At 62.0% G+C, this 13,352-nt stretch carries 11 protein-coding genes; 5 read left to right on the top strand and 6 right to left on the bottom strand.

The genetic code is table 11. The features are described from left to right. Nucleotides 1–242: 242 nt before the first annotated feature. A complete protein-coding gene (locus tag WG899_RS08390; RefSeq protein ID WP_339595183.1) occupies nt 243–2,225 on the top strand; it encodes a PhoX family protein in 1,983 nt (660 codons plus the stop codon). 132 nt (nt 2,226–2,357) lie between these two features. Here WG899_RS08390 and WG899_RS08395 read toward each other — a convergent pair whose 3' ends face one another. Then, complete coding sequence (locus WG899_RS08395) at nt 2,358–4,772, bottom strand: UvrD-helicase domain-containing protein (RefSeq protein WP_339595184.1); 2,415 nt, start codon at nt 4,770–4,772, stop codon at nt 2,358–2,360. A gap of 60 nt (nt 4,773–4,832) precedes the next feature. Between WG899_RS08395 and WG899_RS08400 the strand changes: the two genes are divergently transcribed. Further along, nucleotides 4,833–5,231 carry a YchJ family protein gene (locus tag WG899_RS08400; protein WP_339595185.1) on the top strand — a complete coding sequence of 133 codons (399 nt, stop codon included), beginning with the start codon at nt 4,833–4,835 and terminating at the stop codon, nt 5,229–5,231. Between the two features lie 19 nt (nt 5,232–5,250). Here WG899_RS08400 and WG899_RS08405 read toward each other — a convergent pair whose 3' ends face one another. After that, nucleotides 5,251–5,658, bottom strand: coding sequence for a hypothetical protein (locus WG899_RS08405; protein WP_339595186.1), 408 nt, complete (start codon nt 5,656–5,658; stop codon nt 5,251–5,253). Between the two features lie 216 nt (nt 5,659–5,874). On the opposite strand from WG899_RS08405, the gene WG899_RS08410 reads away from it, so the two are divergent. After that, nucleotides 5,875–6,600, top strand: coding sequence for a pseudouridine synthase (locus WG899_RS08410; RefSeq protein WP_339595187.1), 726 nt, complete (start codon nt 5,875–5,877; stop codon nt 6,598–6,600). A gap of 97 nt (nt 6,601–6,697) precedes the next feature. Beyond that, nucleotides 6,698–7,570, top strand: coding sequence for an EamA family transporter RarD (gene rarD / locus WG899_RS08415; RefSeq protein ID WP_339595418.1), 873 nt, complete (start codon nt 6,698–6,700; stop codon nt 7,568–7,570). A 42-nt stretch (nt 7,571–7,612) separates the two neighbouring features. Here rarD and ahpF read toward each other — a convergent pair whose 3' ends face one another. The 3 genes from ahpF to lysA form a co-directional block, all read right to left on the bottom strand. Continuing rightward, the gene (gene ahpF, locus WG899_RS08420; protein WP_339595188.1) at nt 7,613–9,175 is read right to left on the bottom strand and encodes an alkyl hydroperoxide reductase subunit F; all 1,563 of its coding nucleotides are present in this window, start codon (nt 9,173–9,175) and stop codon (nt 7,613–7,615) included. Between the two features lie 190 nt (nt 9,176–9,365). Beyond that, nucleotides 9,366–9,929, bottom strand: coding sequence for an alkyl hydroperoxide reductase subunit C (ahpC, locus tag WG899_RS08425; RefSeq protein ID WP_263537565.1), 564 nt, complete (start codon nt 9,927–9,929; stop codon nt 9,366–9,368). 193 nt (nt 9,930–10,122) lie between these two features. Continuing rightward, nucleotides 10,123–11,379 (bottom strand): diaminopimelate decarboxylase, encoded by a 1,257-nt coding sequence (gene lysA, locus WG899_RS08430; RefSeq protein ID WP_339595189.1) that lies wholly within the window; start codon nt 11,377–11,379, stop codon nt 10,123–10,125. A gap of 135 nt (nt 11,380–11,514) precedes the next feature. Here lysA and WG899_RS08435 point away from each other — a divergent pair, with 135 nt between their 5' ends. Beyond that, entirely contained in the window at nt 11,515–12,441 is a 927-nt protein-coding gene (locus tag WG899_RS08435) for a LysR family transcriptional regulator (RefSeq protein WP_339595190.1), read from the top strand. 5 nt (nt 12,442–12,446) lie between these two features. Here WG899_RS08435 and folE2 read toward each other — a convergent pair whose 3' ends face one another. Next, nucleotides 12,447–13,241 carry a GTP cyclohydrolase FolE2 gene (gene folE2, locus WG899_RS08440; protein ID WP_339595191.1) on the bottom strand — a complete coding sequence of 265 codons (795 nt, stop codon included), beginning with the start codon at nt 13,239–13,241 and terminating at the stop codon, nt 12,447–12,449. Nucleotides 13,242–13,352 lie beyond the last annotated feature (111 nt).

Below are 13,352 nucleotides of genomic sequence, written 5' to 3' on the forward strand. Positions count from 1 at the left end.
TCTGTTCACCATACGCCCGCCGATGCGCCTCGCCTAGGCCCGCACCGCAAGAGCCTCAGCCTTTCGGCCCGCAAAACCAACACAAAACCAAGCCCCTCCACAAATACGGTCATCGAGATGACATATGCGCTCTCTACATTGCGGGCTTCGTAGAACTCAGGCGCGCAAGACCCTGCCGACCTGTCGTTCGATTCAGCCATGCCATCCGGCGTCACTCCCGCAGTATTGAGACCGCAGCATTTATGTCGACTCCTTCCCAGCCCTCCCGCCGCCAAGCCCTGAAGTTCTTGGGCACACCGTTTTTGCTCCCGATCGGTGGTGTCGGTGCAAGCTTCAGCCTGAGCGCCTGTGGCGGTAGCGATGACCCAGCCCCCAGTTTCGTGTCGGCCGCTTTCAGCGCCATGGCGGCTCCCACGCTGAGCACACCCGATGCCATGGCCCGCGTTGAAGTCGGCTCCAGCCTGCAAGTGCTGCTGAACGACCAAAGCAAGCAGACCTTCAAGCTCAAGTACGAGCCCTTCTTCATGACCGGCAGCAATGTGCCTGACGGCAAGGGCGGCACCGTCTTGGCAGGCGCTTACTACGACATCAACAACAAGCCCATCTTCGACAACACCGTGGCCGGCAAATCGCGCCACTTCTTCTCCGACTCGCCGGACGGCACGTCATTGCTGAGCCTGGAAAAGCCCGAAGTGGCGGGCATCAAGGGCAAGGCTGTGTTTGCTGTGGTGCAGTTCGAATACACCACCCGCGCGCAAGACGAAAAGACCGATATGTACGGCAAGCTGCCGTCGCCGATCGCCGTCTTGACCCTGGATCAAGACCAGAGCACCGGCAAGCTGAGCCTGGTCAAGTACCACAATGTGGACACCTCCTCGGCCCATGGCCTGTGGATCACTTGTGGCTCCAGCCTCTCGCCTTGGGGCACGCACCTGTCCAGCGAAGAGTACGAACCCGATGCCTTCGCTCTGCTGGTCAAGACCCCGAGCAAGAACCAAGCCGATGCCCAAGCCCAATTCAAGGCTTACAGCAAAAATCTGTTCGGCGACGAGACCAAAGCCAACCCCTACCACTACGGCCATCTGCCCGAAGTGACGGTCAATCCCGACGGCACTGGCAGCATCAAGAAGCACTACTGCCTGGGCCGCTTGTCGCACGAGCTGATCCAGGTCATGCCCGACAACCGCACCGCCTTGATGGGCGATGACGCCACCAACAGCGGCTTGTTCGTCTTCGTGGCCGACAAGGAAAAAGACCTGTCCTCCGGCAGCCTGTATGTGGCCAAGATTGGCGCGGGCTTCTCGCTGGACCCGGCCGCTGCCGGCGCAGCGCTGAGCTGGATCAAGCTCGGCTCCGCCACCAGCGCCGAGATCGAAAAGCTGGCCGACACCCTGAAGCCCACCGACATCATGGACGTGGCCTTCAGCGACCCCAAGGACGCCAGCTTCACCAAGATCTGGATCGACGGCGGCAACCAGTGGATCAAGATCAAGGCGGGCATGGAAAAGGCCGCCGCCTTCCTGGAAACCCACCGCTACGCCAGCTATGTCGGCGCCAGCATGGCCTTCACCAAGATGGAAGGCACCACCGTCAACGCCAAGGACAAGATCGCTTACTCGGCCCTGCAGAACATGCAGAAGTCCATGGTGCGCAATGGTGCAGGTTGGAACGAAGCCCATGGCGTGACGCTGGAAAAGGCTGTCAATGCCGGCGCCGTCTTGGCGCACACCTTGGCCGGTGGTCAGAAGGACACGGCTGGCGGCGCCATCAACAGCGAATGGATGCCCACCGTCACCAAGGCCTTGCTGGTGGGTGAGGACATCGCCGCCGACGCTCTGGGCAATTTGGCCAACCCCGACAAGATCGGCGCGCCGGACAACCTGAAGTTCTCGGAGAAGCTGCGCACCCTCTTCATCGGCGAAGACAGTGCGTATCACGTCAACAACTTCATCTGGGCCTATAACGTCGACACCAAGCAGCTGTCGCGTCTGGTCTCGATGCCTGCGGGCGCCGAAGCCACCGGCCTGGGTGTGGTCGATGACCTGAATGGCTGGACCTACATCACCAGCAACTTCCAGCATCCCGGCGACTGGGTTGCCAGCTTGCACGGCAAGGTGCAAGCCCAGCTGGATCCGCTGGTGCGCAGCAACTACAAAGATCGCTTTGCTGCCGCTGTCGGTTACCTGACGGCTGAAACCACCAGCGTCAAACTGAGCCAGATTTGAGCCCGGTCTGACCCCCTCTGGGCGCCTGCTCACCCGCAGGCCTCAGAGCGGCTGAATGAAAAGAGCCCGCATGACGCGGGCTCTTTGCTTTGCGCGCGGCAGCCACATGCGGGGCTGGCGCACAGGACGATCTCAATCGATCGGCGTCAGCTTGGCCACGCTCAGCGCCAACCACTTCATACCGTGGCGCCCAAAGTTGACCTGAGCCCGTGCATCGGCACCGCTGCCCTCCAGCGTTAGCAAGACCCCTTCACCAAACTTGGTATGGAAGACGCCCTTGCCGACCTTGAGTCCGCCGTGCTCATCGGCCACTTTTTGTGCGGCCGCCTGCTTCATGCTCTTGGGCACCGGGGTGGTGTCATAAGCAGGCTTCTCAACCCGGCCGGCGCCGACCATGGACTTCAGGCCCGAGCCTCGCTCCCAAGCGCTTTGATATTCCTTGGCGAAACCGGAGCCAAAGCCCTGATTGCGCGGCGTCAGCCATTTCAGCGCAGCTTCCGGTAGCTCATCAAAAAAGCGGCTCTTGACGTTGTAACGGGTCTGGCCGTGCAGCATGCGGGTTTGGCTAAAGGCCAGGTACAGGCGCTGGCGCGCCCGCGTGATGGCCACATACATCAGGCGCCGCTCTTCCTCCAGGCCGTCGCTGTCCGACATCGAGTTCTCATGCGGGAACAGGCCTTCTTCCAGCCCTGTGATGAAGACCGCGTCGAACTCCAGGCCCTTGCTGGAATGCACCGTCATCAACTGCACCGCATCTTGACCGGCCTGCGCCTGGTTGTCGCCCGCCTCCAGCGAGGCATGCGTCAAGAAGGCCGCCAGCGGTGACATGATCTCGCCGGTTTCGGCATCGGGCGTGAAGTTGGCCGGCGCAACCGCCGCCGGGAAGCCTTCCGAAATCGCACCCGGCGACAACTCATCCACCGGCAGCGCGACCGCGTCCTTGCCAAAGCCCTCTTGGGTCACAAAGGCTTCGGCGGCGTTGATCAGTTCGCCCAAGTTTTCCAGCCGCTCGGCGCCGTCTTTGTCGTTGCGGTAATGCTCATTCAGGCCGGAGACTTCCAGGATCTGCTCGATGATCTCGCGCAGCGTCAGTCCGGTTGTGAGGTTACGGGTGGAGTCGATCAGGTTGGTAAAGCCCTGCAAATTGCTGCCCGCCTTGCCGGCCACCGCGCCAACGCTTTGGTACAGACTGCGACCGGACATGCGGGCCGCGTCCTGCAGCAACTCAATGGCGCGCGCGCCAATGCCGCGGGTCGGGAAGTTCACCACCCGCAAGAAGCTGGTGTCGTCGTTGGGATTCTCCAGCAAGCGCAGATACGAGAGCGCATGCTTCACTTCGGCGCGCTCGAAGAAGCGCAGACCGCCGTACACCCGGTACGGAATGCCCGCATTGAAAAGCGCCGACTCGATCACCCGCGACTGGGCATTGCTGCGGTAGAGCACCGCAATTTCCTTGCGGTCCATGCCTTGGCGATGCAGGGCTTGCGCCTCCTCAATCAGCCACTGAGCTTCGGCGAAGTCGCTGGCCGCCTCATACACCCGCACCGGCTCGCCGGGGCCGGCCTCGGTACGCAAGGTCTTGCCCAGGCGCCGGCTGTTGCGGCTGATCAGCTCATTGGCGGAGTCGAGGATGTTGCCGAAGCTGCGGTAGTTCTGCTCCAGCTTGATGACCTTTTTGACGCGGTACTCACGCTCGAAGTCGGCCATATTGCCGACACGCGCGCCACGGAAGGCGTAGATGCTCTGGTCATCATCGCCCACCGCCACCACGCCTTGGCCCTTCCCTGGGGGCGCGAACATCTTCAACCAAGCGTATTGCAGCTTGTTGGTGTCTTGGAACTCATCGACCAGCAGATGCTGGAAGCGACGCTGGTAATGATCGCGCACCGCCGGGTTGTCGCGCAGCAACTCGTAGGAGCGCAACATCAATTCAGCAAAGTCGACCACGCCCTCGCGCTGGCATTGGTCTTCGTAGTTTTTGTAGATCTCGATCAGCGTCTTGGTCTGCTCGTCACGCGGCTCGATATCGCCGGGGCGCTGCGCCTCTTCCTTGGCGCCGGCAATGAACCAGCCCACCTGCTTGGGCACGAAGCGCTCTTCGTCCAGCTTCATCGCCTTGATGACTCGCTTGATGGCCGAGACCGAATCAGAAGAGTCCAGAATCTGAAAGCCCTGCGGCAGGCCCGCCAGCTTCCAATGTGCGCGCAAGAAGCGATTGCACAGGCCGTGGAAGGTGCCGATCCACATGCCGCGCACATTCACCGGCAGCATGGCCGAAAGCCGCGTCACCATCTCTTTGGCGGCCTTGTTGGTGAAGGTCACCGCCATCACACCGCCGGGTGTGACCTGGCCGGTTTGCATCAGCCAGGCGATGCGGGTGGTCAGCACCCGCGTCTTGCCCGAGCCGGCGCCGGCCAATATCAGGCAAGGCTCGGCGGGCGCGGTGACGGCCGCATACTGCTCGGGGTTGAGGTTCTTCAGAAGGCCTGTGCCTTCAACAGCCACGGGAGGGGCGGCGAACAAATCGTCTTGCGGGGGCAGGTTCATCGCCGCATTTTAGAGAGGCTCGGGCCTTGCTTCGGTTCAGGCATGATGCGCGGCACGATGATGGACCTCAATTCCCCCTGCCCCTGCGGTCAAAAGCAGAGCTACGGCTCATGCTGCGGCGTTTATCACCAGCACTTTGCCGCCGCCAATACTTTGAGCGCGCCGACGGCCGAAGCGCTGATGCGCTCGCGTTACAGCGCCTATGTTTTGAACCTGCTGGACTATCTGCTGGCCAGCTGGCACCCCAGCACCCGGCCGGTCTCTCTTGAGCCCAACGAGGCCGGGCTCAAATGGCTGGGCCTGGAAGTAAAAAAGCATGTGCAGCAGGATGCTGAACATGCTTTGGTGGAGTTCGTCGCTCGCAGCAAGCTCGGCGGCCGGGCTTACCGGATGAAGGAACTGAGCCGCTTTGAGCGGGTCAACGGTGCCTGGTTTTATCTGGACGGTGACACGGACTGAAAGGTTGCGACCGAAGCGATCAGGCAAATTCCTGGCGAATCAGCATTGAGTTCAAGGCGCGCAAGATCCACAACAGCGCGGCGCTCAAGGCCAAGCAAGTGAGGCCCAGCAAGACCGGCGATCCTGCCAGCCAGGGCAGCGCGGGCAAAGACAGCACCATCAAGGCCAGCAAGCCCAATGACAGGCGACGCGCCCATTCCAAACGACGCAGCAGACCTTGGCCCGCAGTCAGCGTGGCGCCGGACACGGCCAGCAAAGCCGCCAGGCCCACCAGACTCCAACGCAGATGTCCGGCTGCAGAGAACTCATTCAGATGCCCGATCAAATAGCCCAACTGGCACAGCCCGAAAAGGCCAACAGCCATCAGCAGCCAGGCAACGGCGCTGACCAAGGGCGATCGATATCCAACGCGAAAGGTAATGGGCATGGCAGGCTCCTGGCGGCTTGGGGCGGGGTCTGTTGTCGTGGTGTTGAGTGGGCCCTGTGCATGATGCGCGGGCTGTATGACAGCATTCTTTCGACCACGCCGATGCGGCGCTATCCCCCCTGATTGGGGTTATCCGCAACAACATGGTCTTAGTGTGTGTTTGTGCTCGACCACACGGCCCCGCGGCGAGCAGTCGGTAAGATCTCACAAAGCCTTATGTTGCAAATCATCTACATCGACGAGCACCTCGTCGCCATCAACAAGCCGGCCGGTTTGCTGGTGCATCGGAGCACCATCGCCGCGCAAGAGACGGTGTTCGCCCTGCAGTTGCTGCGCGATCAACTGGGGCGGCATGTCTGGCCAGTGCACCGCCTGGACCGCGGCACCTCGGGGCTGTTGCTATTTGCGTTGAATGCCGACATCGCGTCCGGACTGAGCCAGGCCTTTGAGCAAGGTCTGGCGCGCAAGCGCTACATCGCCTTGGTGCGAGGCTGGCCGGAGTCGGGCGGCATGATCGACCACCCGCTGGCGCGTGACCCGGAACTGCCCTCGACCGGCCAAACGCTGCTGGCCTCGCGCACCGATTGGCAACGCCTCGCGCGGGTCGAATGGCCCTTCAGCGTCGACGCGAAATTCCCAAGCAGTCGCTACGCCTTGGTCGAGGCGCGGCCGCTGAGCGGGCGCCGTCATCAAATTCGCCGCCATCTGCGCCACATCGCTCACCCCATCATTGGCGATGCCACCCATGGCAAGGGCGCGCACAACCGCGCCGTGGCGGCACATCTGGGCCTGCACCGCATGTGGCTGCACGGCTTGGAATTGAAGATCGAGCACCCGGCCACCCAGCAGTTGCTGACATTGCAGGCGCCGCTCGGCGCCGAGTGGGCCGAACTGCAGAGCCGGGGCGATTGGCAACATGACGCGGAAGGGCCTTGCGCATGAGCCGCCCGCCTTACCCAGCCGGGCGTGCACAATCGCAGTCACACGCCAAGCCTCCCCTCCTGATTCGCGCCATGCCCTCGAAGGATCGCCGTTGAACATCAACCCCGGCATTGCTTACGCCGCCTTGGGCTATTTCGTCTGGGGTTTGTTTCCGATCTACTTCAAGCTGCTGGCAAACGTGCCCTCGCTGGAGGTGGTAGCGCACCGCACTTTGTGGTGCATGGTCTTCATGCTGGGCTTGCTAACACTGCTGCGGCGCTGGGCTTGGCTAGGCCCAGTGCTGCGCAGCCCCAAGGTCTTGGGCGCATTTGCGGCCTCGGCCTTGCTGCTTTCGGTCAACTGGCTGACCTATGTGTGGGCGGTTCAGAACGACCATGTGCTGGATGCCAGCCTCGGCTATTTCATCAACCCCTTGGTCAATGTGGCTCTGGGTTATCTGGTCTTGCATGAGCGGCCACGCTTTTGGCAATGGGTGGCCGTTGCCATGGCCGCCGCCGGGGTGTTGTGGTTGACGGTATTGACCGGCCGCCTGCCCTGGGTGGCCCTGCTGCTGGCCGGCAGCTTTGGCATCTATGGCCTGCTGCGCAAGCTGGCCAGCCTGGGGGCACTGGAAGGCCTGGCCTTGGAAACCATGCTGCTGACGCCCATGGCGGCCATCGCCATGATCTGGTGGACCAGCCAGGGCCAGAGTGCTTTTGTGCAGGGCGAAAGCAGCACGCTGGTCTGGCTCTTGTTGGCAGGGCCGCTGACGGCCTTGCCGCTGCTCTTGTTCGCCGCCGGCGCGCGTCGAATTCCGATGACCACGCTGGGCCTCTTGCAATACATCTCCCCCAGCATCCAGTTCATGCTGGGTGTGTGGCTGTACCACGAGGCCTTGCAACCGGCTCGACTGATTGGCTTCGCCCTGATCTGGACCGCGCTGCTGGTCTACAGCATTGAGAGTTGGATGCGCGCGCGCAAACTCGGCTGACCGGCGACATACCGGCGCAGCCGATCCCGCCAGCCCAGCCAATCAAACCGCCGGCTGGCGCATCATGTAGTCAAACGCACCCAGGGCGGCCTTGGCGCCATCGCCGGTGGCGATGATGATCTGCTTGAAGGGCACGGTGGTGGCGTCGCCCGCTGCGAACACGCCGGGCAAGGAAGTCTGGCCCTTGGCATCGACGACGATTTCGCCGTGCTTGCTCAGTTCGACCACGCCCTTCAGCCACTCGGTATTGGGCACCAAGCCGATCTGCACGAACACGCCTTCCAACTCGATGCGCTTGGCTTCGCCATTGCTGCGATCGGTGTAGTTCAGGCCATTGAGCTTGCCGCCCTCGCCGGTGAACTCGGTGGTTTGCGCCGAGGTGTGGATGCTGACATTGGGCAGGCTTTTGAGCTTGTTGACCAACACCGCATCGGCACGCAGGGCTTCACCGAACTCGATCAAGGACACATGGGCCACGATGCCGGCCAGATCGATGGCCGCCTCGACGCCGGAATTGCCGCCGCCAATCACCGCCACACGCTTGCCCTTGAACAGCGGGCCATCGCAATGCGGGCAATAGGCCACGCCCTTGTTCTTGTACTCCTGCTCGCCGGGCACATTGACCTGCCTCCAGCGCGCGCCGGTGGACAGAATCACCGAACGAGCCTTCAGTGAGCCGCCATTGGCCAGCTTCACTTCGACCAAGCCGCCCGGCTCGGCCGCCGGAATCAGCTGTTCAGCGCGCTGCAAGTTCATGATCTCAACGTCGTATTCCTTGACGTGCGCTTCCAGGGCCGCCGCGAACTTCGGTCCATCGGTCTCCAGCACCGACACATAGTTTTCGATCGACATGGTGTCATTGACCTGACCGCCAAAGCGCTCGGCGGCAATGCCGGTGCGAATGCCTTTGCGCGCGGCGTACACGGCCGCTGCGGCACCGGCGGGGCCACCGCCGACGATCAACATGTCGAACGGCGCCTTCTCGCTCAGCTTGGCGGCTTCACGCGCTGCCGCGCCGGTGTCGAGCTTGGCGACGATTTCTTCCACGCTCATCTTGCCGGCGCCAAAGACCTGGCCGTTCAGATAGATGCTGGGCACGGCCATGATCTCGCGGGCATTGACCTCGTCCTGGAACAGGCCGCCGTCCACCACCACGGTCTTGACCTTGGGGTTGAGCACGGCCATCAGGCTGAGCGCTTGCACCACGTCTGGGCAGTTGTGGCAGGTCAGGGACATATAGACCTCGAAGCTGAACTCGCCGTCCAGGCTCTTGATCTGCTCAATCGTTTCGTCCGACACCTTGGGCGGATGACCACCCACCCACAGCAGGGCCAGCACCAGCGAGGTGAATTCATGGCCCAAGGGAATGGCGGCAAAGCGCAGCTTCATGTCCGAGCCGATACGGTTCAGGCTGAAGGATGGGCGGCGCTCGTCTTGGCCATCGGACTTCAAGGTGATCTTGTCAGACATCGCGCTGATGTCTTGCAGCAGGCTCAGCAACTCGGCCGATTCGGGCCGGTCATCCAAGCTGGCGATGATCTCGAAGGGCTGCGTGACGCGCTCTAGGTAAGCGTGCAGCTGTGACTTCAGATGACTGTCCAACATGGCGGATCCTTTCGTGGGTTTGTTCAGGCGTGGCGCTTCAAGCCACTCTGAAACTGCCCGAGAAGGTCCGGACAGTTTCAGCGTGGCTCGGAGGAGTTTTCCGAGCGGAGCCCGTGGCACCGGCTTTGCCGGTCCAGCGGGCTCGTCCCTAGGCGGGGAGGAGCGCCACAGGCGCTCCGGGGGGCGATCATTAGATCTTGCCGACCAGGTCCAGCGAAGGCGTCAGCGTCTTGGCGCCGTCGTTCCACTTGGCAGGGCACACTTGGCCGGGGTTGGCTGCGGTGTAGCGAGCGGCCTTCAGCTTGCGCAGGGTTTCCTTGACGTCGCGAGCGATTTCGTTGGAATGCACTTCAGCGGTCTTGATCACGCCGTCTGGGTTGATCACGAAGGTGCCGCGCAGGGCCAAGCCTTCTTCTTCGATGTGCACGCCGAAAGCGCGTGTCAGGGCGTGAGTTGGGTCACCCACCAGCGGGAACTTGGCCTTGCCCACGGCAGGCGAAGTCTCGTGCCACACCTTGTGCGAGAAATGTGTGTCGGTGGTGACGATGTAGACCTCGGCGTCGGCCTTTTGGAACTCGGCGTAATGCTCAGCAGCGTCTTCCACTTCGGTCGGGCAGTTGAAGGTGAAAGCAGCTGGCATGAAGATCAGCACGGACCACTTGCCCTTCAGGCTGGCGTCGGAGACTTCAATGAACTTGCCGTTGTGAAAGGCTTGGGTCTTGAAAGGCTGGACTTGGGTATTGATCAGCGACATGGCTATCCCTTTGCGTTGGTGGTGAAAAGAAAAACAATCAAAACTTGCTATGGGTGAATCATATGAGCAAGAAGAAGCTCTTAGTTTTGATTAATCAAATCACCCTCATTGCCTGAGCCTATGAGCGTTCAATTTTTGACCCCAAAGTGAGGCCGCTTGACCCATGAATGCCAGTCCAGCGGCCACGCAAATGTCACACGGACTCCAGCGCCAACAGTTCTTCCACCGTTTGACGACGGCGAATCAATCGCTCGCTCGCGCCATCCACCAAGACCTCGGCGATCAAGGGCCGGCTGTTGTAGTTGCTGGACATGGACGCGCCATAAGCGCCGGTGTCATGGATCAAGAGCAGATCACCCACCTGCGCTTCAGGCAGTTCACGCGGCAGCACCACACCGCCATCGCCTTGGGTGAACACATCGCCCGATTCGCACAAGGGGCCCGCCACCACGCTGGCGCGCTGGGACCGGCCTCCTCCGTCGGCAGCAATAACGCTCATCTCGTGGTGACTGCCGTACATGGCGGGCCGCATCAGCTCGCTGAAACCGGCATCGACCATGACGAAATGATTGTTCCCCGCGTCCTTGGTCGCGCGCACTTCCGTGATCAGCACACCGGACTCGGCCACCAGATAGCGGCCCGGCTCGATCTCCAGGACCAAGGGATGGCCGAGCAAGGCTTCCGCCTGCTTGCGAGCGGCATCCCAGAGGCCGAAGTAATGTGCAGTGTCAATCAAGGGCTCGCCGGCACGGTAAGGAATAGACAAACCGCCGCCCGCCGAGATTGCCAGCAGGTCATGGCCCGCTGCCTGGGTCTGACGCACCAAGCCCACCATGGCCCCGCAGACCTCGGACAAATGCGCGTAATCAACGCCCGAGCCAATATGCATATGCAGACCGATCAACTTCAAGCCATGCTGGCGAACCGCTTGCAGCGCCGCCAACAAATCGCTGTGCCAGATGCCATGCTTGCTGTGCTCGCCGCCGGTATTGGTCTTGTTGCTATGGCCATGGCCAAAGCCTGGATTGATGCGCAACCAAACCGCATGGCCGGGCGAGCGTTCGCCCAGCTGATGCAGCATGTCGATGGAGCCGGCGTTCACCGGGATGTGATGCTCGACCACGGTGTCCAGCGTGGCGTGATCAAACAAGTCAGCGGTGAAGACGATGTCGCTGTGCACAGCATCTTGCGACGCACCAGCGCTAAAGCCGGCAGCAAGCGCGCGCAGCACTTCGCCGCGTGAGACCGAGTCCACTTTGACGCCCTGCTCTCGCATCAGGCGCAGCAAATGGGTGTTGGAACAGGCCTTTTGCGCGAAGCGGATGGTGTCAAACGCCCGCAAGGCGGCGATGCGCTCACGAATGGTGCCCGCGTCATAGACCCACAAAGGGGTTCCGAACTGAGTGGCGAGCGATTGAATGCGACTGGGCGTCAAGGTGGCTGCGGGCATGGGAGTTCTTTTCTCGAAGTCGACGGGCTGCAAGGGCGCGAGTTTTCGCACCGGCCTGGTCAGGATGCCAGTCGAAAGCCATTCATTCAAATATTCATTTATTCAAGATCCATTCAATTTCGATATGCTTCACGCATGAGCCCAGATATCAGCCTGCGTCATATCGAAGTCTTCCGAGCCGTCATGACCGCCGGCAGCGTCACCGAAGCCGCGCTCTTGCTGCGCAGTTCACAGCCGACGCTGAGCCGTGAATTGGCGCGGCTGGAGCAGTTGCTGGGCTACGCCTTGTTCGAGCGCCAGCGGGGCCGTCTGCGTGCCACGGCGCGGGGCTTGGCTTTGTTCGAGGAAGTGCAGCGCAGCTACCAGGGCCTGGACCGCATCCGCAGCCGCGCCGCGCAGCTGGGGCGGGACGAGCAGGTGCAGCTAGCCGTGCTCTGCCTGCCGGCGCTCAGTCACGCCTTGCTGCCGCCAGCCTGCGCGGACTTTTTGGCCGCCCACCCGGCAGCGCAACTGTCGATCACACCCCAAGAGTCCCCGCTGCTGGAGGAGTGGATGGCGGCGCAGCGCTTCGATCTGGGCCTGAGCGAACAACAAACGCAGATCGCCGAAGGCACGCAGCGCGTGCCGGTGTTGACGCTGGATGAGGTGTGTGTGCTGCCGGTGGGCCACCGTTTACTGGAGCGCCGGGTCTTAACACCCGAAGACTTTCAGGACGAGGACTTCATCAGCCTCTCCCCCGAAGACCCTTATCGACTGCAACTGGATGCTTTGTTCGCCGAAACCGGCGTGCAGCGCCGCCTGCGTGTAGAAACCCACAGCGCCGTGGCCGTCTGCGCGCTGGTGCAGCAAGGCCTCGGGCTGGCCATCGTCAATCCCTTGACGGCGCTGGCCTTGGCCGGCCCGGAGTTGCAACTGCGGCGCTTCAGCGTGTCTGTGCCCTTCCAGGTCTCGGCTCTGCTGCCGCTGTACCGGCCGGCACAGCCGCTGGCGCAGAGCTTTCTACAGGCACTGCGAGCTCAGGCGGAGCGCATGAGCCGGACCTTGGAGGAAGCGCTCCGCTGAATCAATCAGAGCCGCTCGATGCGCGCGTAGGCCGAATGGTTGTGGATGGACTCGAAGTTCTCGACATCAACGGTGTAGCGGCCGATGCGAGCATCGGCATTCAAGCGAAGCGCGACATCCCGAACCAAGTCCTCGACAAACTTGGGGTTCTCGTAGGCATGCTCGGTGATCCACTTCTCGTCGCTGCGCTTCAGCAAAGGCCAGATTTCGCTGGAGGCGCTTTCTTCGGCGAAACGCACCAACTCCAACCAGCTGACCGCCTGTGCGCCGATCTCCGCACGCACCGTCACCAAAGAGCGCTGGTTATGCGCGCCGTAGTCAGAGATTTCCTTGGAGCAGGGGCAAAGGCTCTTGACCGGCACCGCCACCTCGGCCCAAACCGTCGTCTGCCCAGCGCGGGTTTCCGAGATCAAGCGACCCTGATAGTCCAGCAGGCTTTCAATGCCCGAAACCGGTGCACGTTTGCGAATGAAGAAGCTGAAAGCCACCTCGATGCGGCCCTCGACCGCCTCTAACTTGGTCAGCATCTGACCATGAAGTTCCCGCAGCGAAGCCGCGTCCAGCGGAGCCTGCAAGGCATCCAGCCAAGCGACGAATCGGGACATATGCGTGCCCTTCTTCTCGGCGGGCAGGCTCACATCCAGGGTCCAGGTGCCAACGGTCGGCTGGGCCTGCGTGCCGATCAGGATCTGCAGCGGGTAGCGCACATCCTTGACGCCGACGCGCTGGATGACGAGGTGGCGCTCATCGCGCTCGCTCTGGGTGTCGGGAATATGGAGAGCGCTGGTGACTTGGTTCATGCAATCGGGTGCGCGGCTCGCTGGAGCGAGCCGCTGAAATTACGGGATAACCCTGGACCCACAGCTTGCCAGCAAGCCGCCAACCTTGCTAGAGCAAGGTCTTGGCTTTTC

Source organism: Paucibacter hankyongi, assembly GCF_037482915.1.
In the GTDB taxonomy this organism is placed as follows: Bacteria; Pseudomonadota; Gammaproteobacteria; order Burkholderiales; family Burkholderiaceae_C; genus Paucibacter_A; species Paucibacter_A hankyongi.